The organism is Sphingorhabdus sp. (assembly GCF_023910635.1).
Taxonomy (GTDB): domain Bacteria; phylum Pseudomonadota; class Alphaproteobacteria; order Sphingomonadales; family Sphingomonadaceae; genus Sphingorhabdus_B.
Map to the genome: position 1 here is coordinate 134,277 of NZ_JAAVVZ010000007.1, position 21,182 is coordinate 155,458.

Annotated in this window: 5 protein-coding genes and 2 pseudogenes; 3 read left to right on the forward strand and 4 right to left on the reverse strand. The window is 56.0% G+C overall.

Features of this window, described 5'->3' with window-relative positions; translation table 11 throughout:
• Window positions 1-131 precede the first annotated feature (131 nt).
• Window positions 132-674, reverse strand: coding sequence for a hypothetical protein (locus HEQ34_RS06370; protein WP_296198867.1), 543 nt, complete (start codon window positions 672-674; stop codon window positions 132-134).
• Complete coding sequence (locus HEQ34_RS06375) at window positions 671-12,523, reverse strand: putative toxin (protein ID WP_296198869.1); 11,853 nt, start codon at window positions 12,521-12,523, stop codon at window positions 671-673. The genes HEQ34_RS06370 and HEQ34_RS06375 overlap by 4 nt, the downstream gene beginning before the upstream one ends.
• A gap of 227 nt (window positions 12,524-12,750) precedes the next feature.
• Here HEQ34_RS06375 and HEQ34_RS06380 point away from each other — a divergent pair, with 227 nt between their 5' ends.
• Both HEQ34_RS06380 and HEQ34_RS06385 read left to right on the forward strand, forming a co-directional pair.
• Window positions 12,751-13,716 carry an IS481 family transposase gene (locus tag HEQ34_RS06380; protein ID WP_296198873.1) on the forward strand — a complete coding sequence of 322 codons (966 nt, stop codon included), beginning with the start codon at window positions 12,751-12,753 and terminating at the stop codon, window positions 13,714-13,716.
• A 123-nt stretch (window positions 13,717-13,839) separates the two neighbouring features.
• A pseudogene (locus HEQ34_RS06385) lies at window positions 13,840-14,031 on the forward strand (transposase); the annotation flags it as partial.
• Between the two features lie 31 nt (window positions 14,032-14,062).
• Here the strand turns inward: HEQ34_RS06385 and HEQ34_RS06390 are convergent.
• Window positions 14,063-14,362 (reverse strand): annotated as a pseudogene (locus HEQ34_RS06390) (transposase); the annotation flags it as partial.
• 166 nt (window positions 14,363-14,528) lie between these two features.
• Complete coding sequence (locus HEQ34_RS06395; RefSeq protein WP_296195891.1) at window positions 14,529-15,785, reverse strand: IS701 family transposase; 1,257 nt, start codon at window positions 15,783-15,785, stop codon at window positions 14,529-14,531.
• A gap of 322 nt (window positions 15,786-16,107) precedes the next feature.
• Between HEQ34_RS06395 and HEQ34_RS06400 the strand changes: the two genes are divergently transcribed.
• Window positions 16,108-21,182: hypothetical protein (locus HEQ34_RS06400; RefSeq protein WP_296198871.1), on the forward strand; the 5,075-nt coding region annotated here is incomplete at its 3' end.

Here is a 21,182-nt window from a genome sequence, read left to right on the forward strand (position 1 = left end):
GGAAAACCCGAATCAACTCAACAGTGCGCCGCCCACAACATCACCGTAATTCACCGTAATTCCAACCCCCGCATGAGCAAAGCGAGCGTGCCCATTAATCAGGGCAAGGGGTGGGTTTCCTCCGATGTATTTCAGGCCTTTGCCGCAGTCTTCAAAGCCCGGTTCAAACGGTCGGCAACGTCCTTGTTGTCCTCCGTCGCCAAGACTGCCTTGATGCCATCGCGGTTTGTGCGATCCGCCACCACGGTAAGGGTATTGGCCAGCGCCCAGCGCAACTGTTTCCCCAAGCCTTCCTCGCGCAACGTCTCGACGATTGCGCCGCCTGCAAGCCCGCGCGCCTCCCGCACCGCCAGCGCACGGGCAATGCCTTCGCGCACGTCATCACTATAAGGGCGCTGCAGGTGATCGATCAGCACCGGGATCGCATCGGGGTAGCTCTGCGCCGTGTTCACAAAATCCCAGACCCATTTGACCGGGTAGCCCAAGACGTGAAGCTCTTCCCGTAACGGAGTTTCCTCCGCGAGGTAACGCTCCTCCTTGGCCTGCATCTCGGCTGCGCGGGCATCGCGCTGCGCTACCCATTCGGGGCAACTTTCCAAAAGCGCCGCCCACTCATCCGCAGGCATGTCGCCCCGAGATGCCGATATCTCCTCTAGTTGCTTGAGCGTGATCATTGGCCCGGCAACTCCCTTCTAATAATGACGTCACCCCGTAGCTCGGCAGCTCGCAGATTGGGGCTGATCGTTGTTCCAACTCCAGGCGGACCAGCTCTCACCCAAAGCTCAAAGGTTTTGCCACCTGACCTCGCCAAATCTGCATAGTCCTTCAACTGGCTGGTCCACCCCTGCCTCCCGACATTCTTGACCTCACGGATTGTGGTCGGTGTGATCTCGTCAGGGAAGCGCATACGCCCGTTGATCTCGACACCAACCTTCGGCCCCGTGATACCCGCCGCAGCCTCGCCCTCGCGGCCAAGCCGCCTGGCCCGAACCGTCGCGCTCTCTGCGGCAACAACGACAGATCCTCTAACCCCTAATCCTAATGCGTATCGGATGTCGCGTGTCAGATCAAGAGCGCGGCGAGCGCCAAATGCAAGTCCTCCCAAGAAGATTGCGCCAGAGGCGGCATAGGCCGCTTCAGCCGGGTCGATGCCCGCTCCACGTAATCTTCCAGCAGCCCAACTTGCAATTCTTCCAGCTGCTCGTTCAATTTGATTTCCTAGCGGGCTTGCCATGATGATCTTACCCGCAGCGTAAGACGCCGGTCCAGCGGCGAAGCTTATTGCTTCAAGCGCAAACTCGGCAAACGGCACTTCTTCTCGAATTTTGCGATCTACATACTCAACCGCTCGACCTGTGCCAGATAGAAATCCGGCTGCCCACCGCAAGAAGTTAGGAGCCGTGCCAAGGGAACGAGATCGCTCTCCCCAAACAATTATTTCTGTTGGAGGCGGCGGTATGTACGCGATCGCTTCGTTTGCCACTTGAGCGGCACGCTCGCCTGCGACACGACGTACAATTCTTGCACTCGCGCCACGAACTTCCGTATCTCCGCTTTGGTTCAAACTTCCGCCAGCGACAGTCAGTATGTCGGCCTGAAATTCCGGCTCTATCAACGCCGACGTGACGACATCAGATGAGATGCCACTGTTCTCTGCCGACAAAGCTATCCGATCGACCACCAGCGCTCCCTGATTGATCAGTTCGCTGTCGTCAGTTCGGTTCCAAGAAGTAACGGTGTTTAGCGCCCACTCGCTAGGCACCACCGGGGACTGTTCAACCTGCCGCTCGGGAATACTCAATCCATTAAGCAGAATGTCACCTATCGCTTGCCCAAGAATATCGGGAAGAGCTGCCCTTATATTGTCACCAAAGCTGGTTCCATCTATCGCCGATCGAGTTGCTGCATTTGCGATTAAGCGCGCAGCATTAGTCGCCAAATTTGCGACATGGTTTCCGACGCTATTGTCGGCACTAAGTGATGTTGCCCCAAATAGCTCTCCTGCACCATACCCCACAGCGGCGCCTACTCCGGCTGCAGCTACACCAGCCCAGCTAAATTTGTCCTGCAGTCCGGTAGCAACACCAATGCCTTGGGTGACCGCACTAGATAAAACAGCGCGAGTTACGGTGCTGGCGAAGCCCGAACCGCCAATAAAGCTCCCCACTTTGCTCAGCGAACCTAACTTGCCCACGTCGCCAAGACGCCCAAGTTCCTTCAAGCCGCCGCCAACTGCGCCCCCAATGGCTGCGAGACCTACGGCCTTCCAACTAAATTTATCCTGAATGCCTGTTGCAACGCCTGCGGCTTGACTGACAATGCTGCCTGTCGCCGCTGATGCCGCGCCGCCAAGGACAGGACCCAAGGCTGCTGTGGCCGCCCCTGCTGTAATTGCCGTCACCGCAATCGCGATAACCGCCAACAATATCTGCCCAAACACGCCACATTTTGGCTTCTTTGGCGGTTGCGGTGTTGACGGCGAGAGGTCGCCTATGGCTTCGCCTGCATTATAGGGTTTGAACGTGCCGGCGTTGTTTTTGGCGTTTAGGACTCCAGTTGGCAGGACGAGGGTCTGGCCTTCGACCAACGCGGCGGCAGCAGACAGGCCGTTGGCCTCGGCGATCTTGTACCAAAGCGAGCTATCGCCGTAGAGGCTTTGCGCGATGCCTTGCAGGCTGTCGCCCTGGTTTACGCGATAACTGCCGCCTGCTGCGCCCTGATAGTAACTGTTGATGGGATCGTAATTCTGGGCGAAGTCGGCGTATGCGCCGCCGTACACTTGGCTGTTGCGGAACGTGCCAGGGCTGTTCGGGCCGACCACGCGGCGGTCGCCGACCGAAGCGTCGTAGCTCAAATCCGACGTGCCGTTATTGCCGGTATAACCCATTTGGCGACCGCTAAAGCGATACCATATTTCGTGCGGGTTGCCGGTCTGGCCGCTGATATAGCCGCTTTCGTCGCGGCGGATGATCTGGCCGATTTCGTCCAGAGTAAAGCTGACGCTGCGCGGCTTGCCGTCGGCGATGTAAGCGCTGGTCATCTGGCCGAGCGCGTTGAGATAGAACGTCGTGTTGTACGTCGTCGACTGGTTGATATTGGGCTTGTACTGGATCGACGTTTGAACCGCGCCATCCCACCACTGATAGCCGTTCACCGTGCGGCTGGTGGTGGAGTTGGCGTTGTTGACCGTACTGGTCGATTGCACCCAGGCAACGCTGCCCAGCATATATTGGCCGCTGTTATAGTCGGTGAAGTAATAAGACGTGTTCGACGTATAGGTCTTGTTGTCGTTCTTCTTGGTCGACGTGCTGTCGTAATAGAGCTGACCCTTGGTGTTGTAATAAGCCGTGCGGCTGAAGATCACTGTGTAGCCGTTATAATCATAATCGGACTGCGACGTGGCCCGTCCCATCAGGTCGTAACCGAACGACGATTTCAGCGTGCCAGTGCCCGGGGCGGCAGGGACATTATTTGCGCCCGCGCTTTCGCTTACTGCAGCGCCATAGCTTTGCTGGGTCTGGTACAGGCGGCCCGCGCCATCATAGAGATAGATTTCGCGCAGCTCGTTATAGCTGCCTTCATAATAATAACCCCAGTCATAGTCGTAATAACCGGCCTGATATTGCGTCGTCGCGACGCCAACGCGTTGTCCGGCAGCGTCGTACATGATGTCTTGCCCGCTGGCTGTGCCATAAGGGCTGCCAGCACCTCGTACGATCATGCCGTTTTGCAGCGTGCCTTGATTGGTGACGACGCGGTTCATGCTGTCATAGCGGAACCAGTAATCGCGGGTGGTTGCGGTAGACGCAGCCCCGGTGGCGCTGAGACTGTAATAGTTCGCCAATGTCCGGCGGACATTACCGCTGGCGTCATAGCTGGTGGTGGTGCTCGAGGCAGGCGCGGTGGCATTGCCTGCCTCTGCCCATGTTTTCATCCGGCCCAGCGCGTCATAGGTTGCGCTCTGGTTCTTGATGACCTGGGTATAGGTGTAATAGGATTCCGGCACCCATTCCTGCCATGTAGAACCATAATAACCATAATAACCATATGGATCGCCATATGTCTCATAATAGCCCGGCGTATAAACCCCGCTCTCACGATACATATATTCGGTCAGGCGGCTGCCGGTGACATCATAGCTATAGGTCGCAACGTCGCGTGACCAGTTGGTATTTGCCTGACCTGCATTGGCGTTACCGATAGTCACCGATGCCTGCAGCCCGCTGTTGAACCAACCGAAGCTGACCAGCATGCCGTTGGTGCTGGTCGATGCCATGCGGCCCGAGACGTCATAGGTATAATCGGTGGTGCGCCCGCCCAGATCGCGCTTCCATGTCACGCGGCCGAACAGGTCGGTCTTGTCCTGCGCATACAGGCCGTTGGCCATATAGGTGGTTTTCAGCCAGCCGCCGAATGTGCCGATGCCGCTGGTGGCGATACCGCCGTCCCAGCCATAACTGGTCGTCGTGACATCGCCGCCAAAGCTGCGTTGCGATATGACGCGGCCCTGAATATCGTAATCGGTGGTCTCGACCTCGTACGCGCCGAGATAATTGTTCCAGTGCTTTATCTGCTGCCCCAGAATGTCGTACGTAAAATAATCGACCAAGCCGATGCCGTTGGTGGTGCTCGCGACGCGGCCCATGCGATCGTAGGTCCGGCTCGACTGGCGGCCGATCTCATCGATCATCACGCGCGCGTCGCCGTGGATGTCGTACCGCGTCTGTTTGACGCCGCCATCGGCGTGGGTTTCCGCAGTGACTTGGGCCTGGCTGCCGCCATAACCTGTGCCGGTGAGCAGTGTGAGGCGCGTCAGGTTGCCGGTGTTGGCGTTCTTGGTTTGCCCCGAATAGCTGCCATTGGCATCGCGCGTAGCAACCAGGCGGCCCGAGACGTCATAATAATAATCCTCTGCCGGGCGCACCGTCTGGGCAACGCCGTTCTCGCCGACGATTTCAACCGCCGGACTTTCGCTGCGGATCATCCGGCCCATCGTATTATAGGTATAGTTGATCGTGGCGCCCGCCGCATTGGTCTCGCTCGCGACTTCGCCGAACGCGGTATAGGTGCGCGTGGTTGTCAGATTCTGTAGTGTGCCACCAGCGCTGAACCGGCGACCTTCCTCAAACACGGTGGTCGCCATGTTGCGTTTGTCATATACGGTATAAGTGGCATTGACGCTGGCCGAACCAACAGCCGCGAGCGCGCCGTCGAAATTGCTACCAAGATTACTGCCCGCACTGCTAATTGCAACGGTCTGGTTGCCGTTCTTGTCGTACCCGAAATGCTTCCAGATGCCGTCACCCGACGTCGTGCTGGTCATGCGCCCGGCAAGATCATATACGTTTTGCTGCTGCAACAACCCGCCGACATATGTGCCGATGACATCGCCGAACGCATTGTAGGACATGGTCGTGATAGGTCCAGCATCGGCCCACCCGACGCCTCCAGTAAAAATTATCTGTTTGGAAGAGATGGCTCGTCCCAGCAAGTCGTAGCTGGTGTTTACCCCATCATGTTGATTACCACCGCTACCATCCGATCTAAAGCGCGTATAATATTCATGGGTTTGCCTACCGGCCGCATCGTACCAGTAATGCCTGACGTTACCTTCAGCATCAATCAGGTAGCGCAACTTATCACCATCGTAGATATAGCGTGTAGCGCGTTCGGCACTATCGCCCGATCCGCGTGCGCGTGTGCGCGAAAGATTGTTCACGCCATTATAATAATAATCGACCGTCGGCGTGACCCAGGCTCCGCTCTGGTCGGTATAGGCCTTGCGCGATTCGACGGTGAGCCGTCCCGCTGCATCATAATTATAATCAACAAAGTCGCCTGTCGATTCGGATTTGCGAATAACCTGGCCAAGGCCGTTATAACTATAGAAAATAGCCGCATTGACGGTGGTGTGCGCACCTGCACCATTGTGAACCAAAACATTGTACCGTAATTCGGATGTTCGATTACCGGCCAAGTCATAGCCGAAATCAGTATGGCGATCGCTTGCGGACGTTACAACGCCAGGCACAATGCCTACCTGCGGCGTTCCTGCCCTGTTGGCATAACGCCCTTCCCACGTAACATTTCCATCGGCGTTATACGCCCAGGCGGTCAGGTAATTTTCAGCATCGACCTGATGCGTCTTGCGGCCCAATGCGTCATAATAGCTGTAGGTTGCGTTGCCATAACCATCTGTCAGCTTCACCACATTGCCGTTGGCATCATATTGATATGTCGTGGTGATCGGGCCAGTGTCGGCAACCCAACTCGAGCCGTTCCAATATCCGCTCTTCGCACCATGCACAGAGCTGGATGTCATGCGATTGAGATTGTCGTAAACGAAAGTCGTGTGCCGGGAATTGCCGCCAGGAACTCCTGGCGCTTCTTCCTCCGAACCGCCGTCTGCCGGCACTCCAACCGCATTTTCGTAAATGCGGATTTCGGTGACGTTGCCATTCTTGTCATACGTATATTTTGTATAAGTCCCGACCGCGCTGATATCGACCGTTTTGCGATTGAGATCATCATAGTAAAATACCGAGCGCCCGCCCGCAGCATTGACTGTGCTGGTGACGTTACCACGCGCATCATAATAGATATATTCGTTCGGCGTCTGGCCAAGGAAGGTCTGGCCGATTGTCTGGATCAGGCGGTTGTTCTTGTCATAGACATATTGCGTCGTCCGCGCCTCGGCGAGGCCATAGGCCTCGATCATCCTGGTGCGGTTGCCGCGAGCGTCATATTCAAATTTGTTAGTGACAGTGCTCGAAACCAGCCCGCCCCCATCATTGTAAGACGCCATCGGAAGCGTTTCGGAAAGCAGCAATCCGCGCCGGTCATAAGTGTAGGTGGCGGTGCCTGTTACACTTCCAGAACCCGCCAAGTAGTTCGCGGATTTCGTTGTCTTGCTCGTCCGGTTGCCATAAACATCATAGGCATAGGTTTCAAAGAACCCAAGCGCATCAGTCGAGCGCGTAACGCGGCCCAATTTGTCATATTGGAAACTAGTGGTCGCGCCTGCACGCGATACGCTCGAAAGGTCGCCGAAGTTGGTGTAGGCCGACGTGGTCGCGACGCCCGAGGCGTCGGTGGTTTGAACCAGACGTCCCAATGTGTCATAATAGCTGTAGGACCAATAGCCACGCGCATCGCGCGCGGCAGTCTGGTTGCCGAACGCGTCATATTGGAAGAGAGACTGACCACCCAGCGCATCTGTCGCCGACAGCATTTGGCCAAGCTTGTCATATGTATAATTGGTGACCCTGCCGTTAGCGTCGGTCATGCTGGTCCGGTTGCCTAATCCGTCGAAGGCATATTGGGTAATAGTCCCCTCGGCGTCGCCATAAGCGTAATATTCCGACGTGACCCGGCCGGCCCCGTCGTATCGGTAAAGCGTCAGAGCTTGATCGGGCGTGCCGTGTGCGGTGTAGACACCGTCGAGGGTGCCATTGGCAAACCGGCTGTAGATTGTTCGGACGCCCTCGGCATCCCAGCTGCTGTAGAGTTCTCCATTGGCGTAGTAGCTATAACTGTTATCGACCCAAGCGCCTGCGCTTTGCGTCAGGCCATCAACGCCGCCGATCGTTGTTGCATCGGTGACGCTGATTCTGTTTGCCCAGATAACGCCACGGACCTTGCGACCGGAGGCGTCATAGTCGAACCGCTGGACATAACCCTCAGCATCGACGCTATATCGCAGATCGCCGGCGGCGGTATAATAGTTGCGCGAAACCCTCACATCCGATGCGTTTGCCGCCGCCCATCCAGCCACATCCCCCAAGGAAGGCAGCGCCGTCGTCGCGCGCAGGGCGCCAAATCGCGTCGTCTTTGTGAGGCGTCCGGCGATATCATAGGTAAAGCCAGTTACCGCTCCGCTCGCGTCGATGCTGTATGCAAGGCGGGTGCCGTCAAAGACATTCCACGACTGCCGATTGCTAGCCGCGCCGATTTGCGGTGCGACCAAGGCTTTGATATTGTCATAGGTAAAATCGGTTATCGTGGAGGCTATCGGCGAAGCAAACTGGACCGTGCCGCGTTGCAGCCCGGTGGCATCATAGGTGATGCCTTCATGATAAATATAGGCGGTAACCTGATAGAGCGCATTGACCGAGTAGCGCAGCAGACCTTGGCCGTCGTAAACAAAACGGGTGCGAATATTTGCGGCAGAACCAGGAGCGACGCTACCCCGCAATGAAGCGAAACTATCGGTCGCAGAGCTTGGCGAACTCGTCGCCTGTGCATAGGCGATCTCTTCGACCTTTTGCCCCGCCTTGTCATAAACGATCTCACTCAGACGGCCCAACGCATTGAGACTTCCGACCAAGCGTCCATCTCGATCGTAAAACATTCGCGACACATTATCTTGTGCGGAGGCGGTTGGTATCAGCAACGCCGTGGGCGGTGTCGTCTTAAAGGCGTCCACCTGCGCCTGAGTCAGCTTGTTGTAAAAACCAGTGGTTTTGATCAGCCGGTTCGACGCGTCATATTCGAGCTTGGTCGCACCGCCCGAGCCGTCGATTGTCTGAATAGCCCGCCCGCCAGAATCGTATACCGTCCATGACCAGATATCAAGATAATGCCCGGCTGGCCTGATCGTCGCAATATCAAGGCTGTTGTTCGGATCTGCGAGCGATGCCAGATGGGACGCAGCTATACCATATATGTATCGCCCTTCTCCGATGACCCTGTTGCTGGCGTCATATTGATATTCGACGATCCAACCATAATGGTTGATCTCGGCCGTTTTCCGACCCGCTTTGTCATAGAGGAAGTAACTGTTTCCTCCGGCAGCATCTGTCGCCTGACGCACACGACCCAATTTGTCATATTTATAGGTCGACGTCGCGGTGTTGTCATAGCTTCCACTTGTGGTCTGGCTGACGAGATCTCCAGCCTTGTTATAGGTGCTGACCGAGGTTTGTCCTGACGCGGTCGTTATCGTTGTGGATGTTGCGGCGTCGTTGAAAAATATCGTGGTTGTGGCACCAAAATTATCGGTGGATGCGACGAGACGGCCCAATCCGTCATAGACATAATTCGACCATGCATTGTCTTCGCGTGCGATGATCTTGCCAACCAACCGGCCGGCCTGATCATGCGTGAAATAGCTATGCCGATAGCCTTCGACCATTGTGTGGCTGCCATCGGCGGCGGCGGTAAAGCGTATTTCCTCCGATTGGTTGCCGCGCGCATCAATATGAAAATATTTCATCTTCGATGAACTGCGGTCGGCAAGGGCATTGCGCCACGCATCGAGCGCGGCTTCGGTCACGGCACCGGACCCGACGGGATATCCATGCTCGGAATATTCGATAACCCACGCCAGCTCACCGCTGCCATGGTACCGATATTCGGTCACATAGCCTTCGGCACTGACCATGTAGCGCAGATGGTTTTCGGAATCATATGCGTAACGGCTGGTATGTGCATTTGCGGCACCGTTCGCGTCGGAGCCGACGATCGTTTCGGTGAGCAGCTCGTCCCGGCTCCCATATGTCCGAGTAACCGAGTTGCCTAATGCATCGCGCGATTGCAGCAAATTGCCGTTCTCGTCATATTTGAAGGTTCTGCGATTCGTTATCTGTTCGCCGATGTAACTTGCCTGCCCATTAGCAGTCACGCCACTGCGCGAAGCTTCCCGGATTTCTGGTTTGTAGAACCAGGTCGAATAGCCCGAATTGACGTCGCCATAATAGTTGAAATATCGAACGCCGATCGTGTTGTTGCCGCTAGACGCAGCCCAACGATAGTTATTGTAGAGTGAGTCTACCTTGGCACCGGTTGTGGTGTCATACACGCCGCCGAGTTGGTCGGGCGGAATAGACGTCGAACCTTGCGGTAGAACATAACCTGTGACCTTGTACCAACGGTCCTGCACGAACCGGTTTCCTTGGTTTCCGGGAGCCGGGTAATAGAAATAGGGGTTGCTATCGATCGCCCCGTTGGTCAGATTTTCGACGGGCAGGTCGCCCCAAAGACCGAAATAGACATAATGTTTGTCGACGCTGGAAAGCTTGAAATAGTAGGTGACTTCATATGCTTTGTTGCGGTCAACAGCCACCTGCGAAGTATGTGTGCCGCCGCCATCTTGACTGGGATTGGTCTGCCCGCTCTGCATTGCGAAGACCGATTGGCCTTTCGGGCCTAGCGTTGCTCCCCAGCGGGCTTCGCCTGAATGCCAGTTGGCCCACCCATTGACGTTGGCCGCTCCACCTAAAAGGTTGATTTCTCGAGCTTCCGGTTTGTAATAATTCAGATAATAGCCCTGGGTTCCTTCATAATAATAGTTGAAGAAACGGATACCTGCGGTCGCGCCGGCTGGTTGACTATCGTTCCAGCGGAAGTTATTCTGCAGCGAAGCAACGCGTTCGCCTGTTCCTACGTCGTACACACCGCCTAGATCGTCCCACGAAACGTTTCCGCTGCTCGACGGCATCACATAGCCGACAACCTTGTACCAGTTCCCGGCTTTGAATCCTGAAGCCGTGCCCGAGTAGGTAGCGACGAAATAGGGGTTGGTGTCGACCGCGCCGGTGGTGGCGCTAACCACCGATGCCGAGCCGTCGATACCGAAATAGATATTGTGGCGGTTGTTCTCGGTCGCCTGTATATAGGTGACAAATTCATAGGCCTTGTTTTTGTCGATGGCGAAAGAATTGGTATAATTACCGCCGCCATCGGCTGCAGCATCGGTCTGGCCGACCTGGATTGCCGCCACGCGCCCGCCATCCGGCCCAACGACCGGAACCCAGCGCGCTTCGTCAGTTGTCCAGCCGGGATTCTGCCAACCAGCAACGGTGGCACCACCGCCGGGTAGGCCATCAGCATTGGCGGGCCAACCGGAAAGATTGATCAAATTAGGCCCGCGCTGCTCACCCGCCCAGCCAGTCAGGTCGAGCAGATTGGGGCTGCGTGTGCCGCTGATCGTTTCGATCAGATCTCCGTTGGCATTGTAGACGAACTCGGTGACGTTGGGCTTTGCACCGGCCACCGCAGGCGTTTCCACAATGCGCGTGAGCAGGTTACGGGCGTTGCGACCATCAGTGACTTTCGTCACTTGTGCTCCGGCGGCAATCAACTGCTGCCCGTCCCGATAACCGGAAGGATGATCAACATAAAAATAGGCAGCGCCGGTCTCGCTTTGTGAATAGGTACGCGTTATCTCGATGCGCGTTGCCTGCGTTGCCGAAAGGCCGATAACTTTCCAGAAACCGCCCCCCCATTGCACCATCTGCCCCGGGCCGGAAACAATTCTGGCTGTACTGAAATCACTGCTCCAGCCAGTGCTGATGCCGTATAACCCCAGCGATTGCTCGGTCGAATGGCCCGCGATCGCTTGAAGGCTGATCGCATATTTTACCGTTTCACCAGCATTGACGAAAAAATAATTTTCGATGCCGGACCAGTTGGCGCCGGGCGACGACGTATATTTGACCGCCGCTTCGCCAATGAGCGAGCCGGCCGGTTCCTTGCTGACGCCTCCACTATTCCAGTTCCAAACCGCGCTATCGACCAGATTGCCACCGGAGTATTCAAGCCGGGTCACTTGTCCGTCGGCGCCGGTGACCGACGTGTAATTAGAGCCGTAGGACAAGCTCGTTGTGCGAGTGTCCCCGGCAGCAACAGTTTGCGCGAGGCTTACAACGCGCCCTGCAGCATCATAGGAAATGGCGAGATTTGACCCATCGGATTGGCTGATCGTCGCGATCTGCTTGGTTGCACCATAATAGCTGTAATTGGTGACGTACGTCTTGCCATCGCCAATCGCATTGTCGGTCGGCGACAGGTCGACCGTCACCTGGCTGAGCCGGTTGTAACCGTCGTAAGCGTAACGGGTGCGTGTCTGGGTGACCGCCGCGCCGGTCGCCAGATTAGTGTATCTCGCTAAAGTCTGGGTAATGTTGTTGCCGGACCAGCTATACTGGATCCACGATCCGTCGGCGGTAGTGATCTTGTCGAGTTTATCACCGATATAGGTGTAGGTGACCGCGTTGTCGTCAGTATCGCGCTGCTCGTAAATGCGCCAGTTATTGGTGCCATAACCGGCATAGAATTCCCGCATCCGGCTCGACCCGTCGGTCCATGTCCACGCGCCGGCATAGGTCAGCGTGTCATGTGCGCCATCGCCATCGCTGGTCACATAGGCGTTACGCGTTACGTTCCAGCCATAGGTGATGACCGAACCATCGGCCGACTGCCGCTTTACCGTGCTGCCGCTCGTGTTGACGATCCCGGTCAGGTCGAACACACGGCGATAGCTGCTTTGCTGCCACTGGTCGCCATTGTCGCCGTCACCCGCGTCGGTAAGGCTGTTATATGTGCGCGATACCCCGATATCGAGGCCGCGCCCGACAAGGAATTCATCTTGCTGAGTGACCAGAAGATTGCCCGAGGCCGCGTTGACCGAGACGCCTTCACCACCGCGTCCCAGTGATGCCCCGCCTAACTGGCCGGCGCCGCCCAGCATGTTTGCCGAACCCCGCGTAAAGCCCGCACCAACGCCCGTAAAAACCGCTACCATGTCCGCTTCCCTAAATTCTGCGGATCGGATTGTGGTCGATCTCGCAGTTATTCGATCTGCAAAACGCAGAATTGGTTTAACAGTTTTTCATCAAGGCGCGACAAAGCGTGGTATATAAGAGATGAAACGATTTTCGCTGCGCAACGCGTTGAAGTGGCCGATCGCGCTAGTTGTTTAGTCCCGGCATTTGATGGTGTATTATTCAGCCATCAATGGAAGGACTCGCTATGGGACAAATTCTACACGGGAGCGCCCGCACGACAGCGGCGGTCCGTCGAGCAATACAACATAGTCAAGAGAGCCTGATTGTGCTTTCGAAGCGTTACAGCATTAACCCCAAGACGGTAGCCAAATGGAAGCGGCGCACGTCTGTCACCGATCATCCTACTGGCCCCAAGGATGCCAAGTCCACCGTCCTGACTATCGAGGAAGAAGCCATCGTCGTCGCCTTTCGTCGGCACACGCTGCTGCCGCTGGATGATTGCCTCTACGCCTTGCAGGCAACGATCCCGAACCTGACGCGCTCATCTCTGCACCGCTGTTTGCAGCGCCACGGGATCAGCCGATTGCCCGAAGTGACGGGAGACAAGGAACCGAAGAAGAAGTTCAAGACATACCCCATTGGCTACTTCCACATCGACATCGCCGAAGTGCGGACTGCCGAAGGCAAGCTGTACTTGTATGTGGGAATCGACCGCACCAGCAAGTTCGTCTTCGTCCAACTCGTCGCCAAGGCAAATAGGATGACAGCCTCAGCCTTCCTGGTCGCCCTGATCAAAGCCGTGCCCTACAAAATCCACACCGTGCTGACCGACAATGGCATCCAGTTCACCTTCCCGCCGCGATACGCCAAGGGCCCGACTGCGACCTGTATGTCGCACATGTTCGATCTGCGCTGCGATGAGAACGGGATCGAGCACCGGCTTACCAAAATCAAGCATCCCTGGACCAATGGCCAGGTCGAACGGATGAACCGGACAATCAAGGAGGCCACCGTCAAACGCTATCACTATGACAGCCATGCCCAGCTGACTACCCACCTCCAAGACTTCATTGATGCCTACAATTACGGGCGGCGACTGAAAACACTCAAGGGCCTAACACCCTTCGAATACATCTGCAAAATATGGACAAGCGAACCAGAAAGATTTAGCCTAAACCCAACCCATCAAATGCCGGGACTAAACAGCTAGTCTCTCACAATGCCCTGATGCACTTGATGTAGACACTGTGTTGATTGTCGTTGAGAAGTGACCGGGGAGGTTGTTATATCCCGCGTTGCGGGTTTTGGGTCAAGAGGCGGGTTTTTCCTTGTCCGGGCGGAATGCCTGAATGCAAACTGGTTCTTGAGCTTGGCCAACGCACAGGCTAAATGTGAGGCGTGGCGGAGAGACTATAATGAGGTCCGACCGCACAGCTCCCTTGGCAACCAAACCCCAAAAGAGCCGGTCTTTCTCGTAAAGGTCGGACCAAAAAAGGGGCGAGGCTCAACAACGCCGAGGCTCTAATCAAAACTGGATGATAGTTGAGGGTCACGTCACCGGCTGAACAATGGTGCGCCCGGATTATTGTGCTATCGATCATCTGCAAACTCGGGTTGCCACCGCCACTGTTGTTAAACGCTTCGAGCAGCAGCTCCCACAAGCCGGAAAGCGTCCAACGCCGGAATTGGCGGTAAACCGACGACCATTTGCCGAAGTGTTCGTGCAAATCACGCCAAGCAACGCCGGTTCGCGCAATCCAGAAAATCCCATCCATAACAAGGCGATGATCCCTAGGACGACGCCCACTGCGCACACGCACAAATGGCTCAAGGCAAGCCCATTCCTCATCACTCATCAAACCACGGATCACTGAAGCCTCCTCAAAAGCTACCTTGAATCAGATACTACGCCGTTTGGGAATCCCCTTTGTCAACGCGTCCTAGCACTACTTTGGCACTTTCTCATTATTGATGAATTTTCGGCAATGCGGGCATAGTGTTGGCGGCGGTTGGGCGAGAGCGTTAAGGATGGCTTGGCGCACTGCTGGCAGGCTGGGTTGTGGCGGAGGTCCGGAGATTCTTTTTTTCCCCTTTGGCCTGTTTGAGCCGCCGGGATTGGAGGAAGGCGAGCGCGATCATGCACATGAGGCAGTGCCGGTGCAGTCCTTGCCATGACCGCCCTTCGAAGTGATCAAGGCCAAGCTCTTCCTTAAGCTGCTGATGGGCCTGTTCACAAACCCATCGTGCCTTGATGGCCCCGGCAAGTTGCTTGATCGGGGTATCGGCAGGCAGGTTCGAGAGATAATATTTGCGTTCGCCGGTCGAACGATGTTCACCGATCACCCAGACCTCCTCACCGGGCAGATGCTGTGCCCCCATATCGTGGATGCGCTGAGTTGGCCCGTCGGCGACGCGCACCCGCACGGCGGCAAATCGAGCGGAAAGCCGTCCTTTGGTTCCCTTGCGCCAGCTGACCGTCCGCCAATTTGCAGCTTCCAGCATGGCTTTTGCCGTCACAGACTTCACGTCCGGGATATGGCGCTCGCGTGGCCTTCCCCTTCCTGATACAGGAAAGATCATGGTGACGTCGGCTGGATAGACCTTCTGTTTGTAAGGGATGCCCACGGCCCATGTTAGCCCACGCTCAGAAAGGCCCTGCCGGAACGGCGCGGACAGACCATATCCGGCATCAGCCAGCACACAGCCGAAGCGGACATCTGCTTGCCGAGCCCGGTCGATCTCTTCAAGGGCAATCTCGGGCTTGGTCCGGTAATCGCGGCGCGCTTCTGGCACTTTGGCGCGGTCAAGCCGTGCCAGATCACTGGTCCATATCTCGGGCAGGAACAGCCGCAAGCCTATCATCACCGGCACCTCCCGCCGCGCCAGTGTCAGCGATACCAGTGTCTGGCAGTTGGACGTCTTGCCCAGCGTCGAAGCATATTGCGGCGCAACCCCCACCGAATGCGTTCCCTTCTTGGGCAAAGACGTGTCATCGATGATCAACCAAGCATCGTCCCCGCCGATTTGCGCGTCCGCTTCTGTCAGTAAAGCTGTCTCCAATGGGGCCGCATCCCAGACGCCGCTCGAAACGAAATGGTGCAACTGGTCGTAGCTCGCACCCCCGCTACGGGCCGCCATGGGCTGAACACTCTTGCGATCCCCGGGCCCGATCAAACCAGCCACATACGATGGACACATCCGCCCCCGCGTCTTGTGCCGAAGCGCCGCAACAAACGGCTCTAGCCAAGCCTCAAGATCATCCCGCCAATCACCAACCATCGCCAGCCTCCATAAGCTAGCTCCCTATGAATCACCGATCGGACAAAAAGGGAATCCCCTAAATTACAAATCTGCCAAAGTAGTGCTAGGTCCGTGCGCTCCGGGCTTTGGTTTGGCGTTATTTTCAACTCAACGAATTTTGATCATTTGAGGTTAACGAAATCCTGATTGAAGATAAAAAATAACGTATATTTTATAATAATTTAGCGGACAACGTGATATTTTTACTAAACGGCAATCCCGGTTGGCAGGATTGTGTCCGTGTATTCCTTCTTCGCAGAAAAGCGAAGGCGTTGGACGACAATACCGACGGAGACTTGCTATGGTTGCGATTTTAACGGGTAACGGGCTTGGGTTGGAACGCAGTTCTGCAAACGCCCTTGGCGGGCGCGGGCTGATCGGATCGACAGGGCAAGGCAGGGCTGGCGAACATGTGTTCGTCAACGCAACTAACGGCAACCTTATCATCAACAACCGCGATGAGTTTCTGATCGGGCGCGGCCCGGATAGTGCGATCAACCGGACGTATAATTCCCAAGGCCAATTTGCCGATGACAATGGTGATAATTGGGCGAACTTCCATACGCGCGTGGTTGACTATGTTGGTGGCTGGATGGCAGCGGGGAGTTATCTAGACCGTTTGGATTGGGACGGCGGGCGCACAAGATATTTCTTCGATGCGAGTAAAAACCTCTTCGTGTCGAAGGAGGGATCAGGCGCACACGATGTCATAGGGTTCAATGGCAGCTGGTATTGGCAGGACGGCGATAGTGGCATCATAGAGACTTACGGTGCCGCTCAAGATAATCGTATTGTATCGCGTACGGATCGTGATGGGAACAGCATCACCTACAGCTATACCGGCGATAAGGTCAGCCGCATCACGACTGCTGATGGCAACTACACCGATTTCGTCTGGTCGGGAAACAATCTGACCGAATTGCGCACAACTTATACCGATACGCAGACAGGGTTAAACAAGACGCTCACCCGCACCCGCTATGTTTACAGCGGCAATCGCCTTGCGAGCGTGATCAACGATCTGTCGCCTGAAGACAACATCATCACCGACGGCCGGGTTTACACCACAAACTATACCTATGACGGCAATGGCCGGGCTCTGACCATCAGCCAGACCGATGGCACGCTTTTGAGCTTCGCTTATGATGGTCAGGGTCGCGTCATCAGCTCGACCGAGGCCGTCGAAGCCGGAGTCTCGCGCACCACGACCTTCGCCTATGGCGCCGGTTACACCAACGTCACCGATCCGCAGGGCAATGTTACCTCGCTCTATTATAATGGTACCGGGCAGCTGACCCAAGTTGCAGAACCTCCGGCAGTGGCAGGCGGTCCGCAGCGGGTTACCGACTTCGTCTATCATGGAAACGGCGACCTTTCCTATACCTCGACCTATGAGGGCAGCTATTTCGCGCGAACCTATTACCGGTACGATAACAATGGAAATATCTTCGACATTTATACCACGCTGCCTGGTCAAGGCTACACCGTCACCCGCTATTACTACGGCAGCAAGAACGAACTGCTGACATCGACCAGTTACACTGGCATTGATACCGATGGGCATGGCGGCATGGAGCCTTCGGGCGACATGACCACGCGCTATATCTATGATAGCGAAACTCACCTTCGTTTCGTGGCCAGTCCGGAAGGCCGCGTGACTGAATATCGCTATGATGCGGCAGGCAATCGCGTCAGCGAAATCCAGTATCTTGTGCACAATGTGGGAACCGTTGGATTAGCGGAGAGCTTCACCTGGTCCGAGCAGGATTACATTAACTGGCTTGCCACCATCGGCGACAAAAGCACAACATCGCGCACCGATACGACTTATGATTTCCGTGGCAATATCTCGATGGTTACCGGATATGCCCGAACTGACGCGGCGGGAAATGGCATATTGGACGATGGTGCGTCTCGCACGCTTTATATCTATAACCAGTTTGGCAGCTTATTAAGCAAACGGAACATCACCGGTGCCGCTGCTTCGTCGTACACAAATCTGTCCGAATTTTCTTATTATGATGTTTCATCGACCGCAGCGGCTGCCATCAATGGAAAGCCCGCCAACCAGTATATTGTGCAGACAGCCGGTGGCTGGACGGCGGTTTACAACGGCATGGCCGCTGCGACCGAAAACGAGACTATCACTTCGTCATTCACCGTCATGGGGACGGGTACTAACCCGGCGCTCACGCTCGGAATTTATGGCTATGCCTCGGGCTGGGGTACGAATGAAGTTTCGGTTGCGCGGATCGTATCTGGCCCCGGCCAGATCGTTCAGGAAGTAGGCGGCCTGTGGAACGTTACCGGCCTGTCCAATTCGGTCGCGACACGGATCGAAGTCACGCGGATCTATCGCCAATCCGAAGGCGTCGGCGTTTACCTCTATGTCGACCGCCCCAACGGAGCGCGTCTGGGGCAGGGCGTCATCCTCAGCGATCCCGTCGTGTCGCGCGCAGCAACAATTACAGAAACCTATGCCTATGACGGTATGGGCCGCACAATCCGGTACACAGATGCCAAGGGCGTCGGTACCTGGACTAGCTATATCGACAGTCAAAATCGTACGGTCACGACGCTTGCCAGTGGGCTGACGACGACGTCGGTTTACAACCGTGCGGGCGAACTGGTTGCCAGCACCGAGGCGCGGGGCGGAGTGGCAAGTGTCAATCTGGCACCGGCACTGGGATCGTGGGCTACCTTTGCGCTTTCATCGACTGAAGCCGGGCTGGTCGGCGGTGCCCCGGCTAGGTTGTTTACCTTGCAAGCACCTCAAGCAGGAGATAGTCAACACCTGCGGACGTCCGTCTTCAGTGCCTCGGCCGGGGAAACGATGACCGCATCCGTTTCGCTTCGCGCCACTACATCAATTAGCTCCGCAGGGTTGGGAATACTGGGGCACCTGACCGGTTGGGGTAGTGCAAATATTTCGTCCGCCCGTGTTGTTTCCGGACCTGGCACTATTTCGCAATATACCGGTGGAGTTTGGGAAGTAATCGGTCTGTCTACCTCAGAAGACACCCGGATCGAGATCATCCGCACCTTTACTCAAAGCGAAAACGGGGATTTCCGGATATATCCCGGTAGCCCCGGCAGCCCAGGATCCCGCGCCGTCGGCAATAGTCTCTTAGCCAGTGATCCCTCGGTTATCAGCAGCCGCTATGATACGAGTCTCAATGGCGGGTCTTTCGTTGCCAATAATTTTAATCTGGTTCAAGTCAGCACCTGGGGTTTGTCCGCTCCGGTATCGACGACTTTGTTGGGCTCGCCTGCCAATTTATATACGTTGCAAGCGCCGCCGGTTGGCGACGCCCAGGGTATGCAGCTTTCGACCTACGCGGCTAATGTGGGCGATACATTTACCCAAACGGTCGTGTTGCAAGGAACAAATAGTAGTTCGTCTGCAAGCCTTGGCTTTTTGGGTTATGTTGATGGCTGGTCCGGGAATGGTGACGGATGGTGGGCATATGGTACTGACTATTCAGGCGCTGCACGAATTCTGTCTGGCCCCGGCGCAATTGTTCAAAGTCCTTACGGATATTGGATAGTCACAGGCCTATCCTCTTCGATACCCACGCGGGTCGAAGTCAGCCGTACGTTCACAAAAACGGAAATTGGCGATTTCCGGGTGTATCCGGACGGCCCGGAAGGCGCGCGGGTGGGTGCCCAGTTTATTGTTGGATCGCCGTCATTGTCCCGCACGCCGGGTGATATCACGTCTTTCAAGCATGACTCGCTAGGGCGATTGAAGATCAAGGTCGATTCCCTCGGTTTTAAAACTTACTATCTCTACGACAAGCGTGGACGGAAAACCGCGGAAGTCGGTGCGAATGGCGAATTGGTGGAATATCGTTATGACGCTGCGAACCGTGTCGTTGCCACAATACGCTATTATTATGCGCCAGCTGCGGCCCGTCTGGCGACGCTTGCCGACCCGAATAATACGCTAACTATCGACAATCTGCGGACCAGCGCGGATTCGGGCGTCTGGTTATGGAATGTTTACGACAAAGCGGGGCGGTTGGTCGAAGAAATCACCGGTGATGGCCGCGTGACGACCTTTGCCTATGATGGTGCAAACAAGCTTATCCAGACGCGCAAATATGTAAATTTGGTATCGGTCGGCGCGTTCATGACAATTGCGCCCCAATCGGTTGTTCTGCCCCCCGCGCACGGTGGCGATGCTGTCACGCGGCTGTTCTATGACAAGGACGGCCTCGCCATCGGCGCTTTGAATGCCGAGGGCTATTTGACCGAGTCGGTATATGGCAAGGCCGGACAGCGAATAGAAGAAATCGTTTATGCTCAGCAGACAAGCTCTTCTTATTGGGCGAACGGAACGTTGGATCAGCTGCGCTCCACCGCCGCCCCCGTGTCTGGTGCAAACCGCAAGACGCGCTATGTCTATGATGCGCGCGGACTGCAAAGTTATGCGGTAAACGCGCAAGGCATTGTGACCAAATTTGGTTATGATGCGGCAGGTCGTGTCACAGAGACGCGCATATTTGCTACGCCAATTTCGACCTCGAACTATAGTCATGCCAATGTAACGGCGTTGGTCAATTCGGTCGCAAATAGCGCAATCGACCGGTTGGCAATCACCACTTACGACAGCCGCGGGCAGGTTGCATCGACAACCGATGCCACTGGATTGGTTACGACCTTTACATATGACGCCTCAGGCAATGTGATCAAGGCGGTTGTAGGGAGCGGCGGATCCGCGCGGGTAACGCGGAACTGGTACACGCAAAAAGGCGAGCTTCGCTTTACTGTGGACGCCGAAGGCTATGTCACCGAATATGTTTACGACGCGCTTGGGCAACTGCTGAACACCACGCGCTACGACAGCGCCACCAATGTCGCCGATGGCGCGTCGGCGTGGGCTGTGGCGTCGGCCATTTCTGGCGATTATGCAGCCAGTCGCTATCAACGCACGCGTGCCACCTATGACGCGTTCGGAAAGGTTCTCGAGACCTATGACGCCGACAATATCCGGACCAATGTTTGGTATCGGGGTAATGGCGAAGCTAGCTATGTTTCGGTCGCCAACGGCACGGTCGACCAAAGCGATGCTGAATATTTCGGTTACAATCATTCTGGCCAGGTGACCTGGAAAGGCGAGGCATGGGGTGAAACCGCCGGACGAGGCGATGAACAGCGCGCCACCAGCTATGGTTATGACGGTCTGGGCAATCTCACCTCGGTCGTCGACCCCCGCGGCGTAACGACCACCTATTCTTACGACAAGTTGGGCCGCGTCACTTCGGTCACCGACGCGGCGGGTGGTGTTACCCTTTATCAATATGACGCGTTCGGCAACCAGACTGCCGCGCGCGATGCGCGTGGCTATTGGTCCTACAGCTATTATGACACATT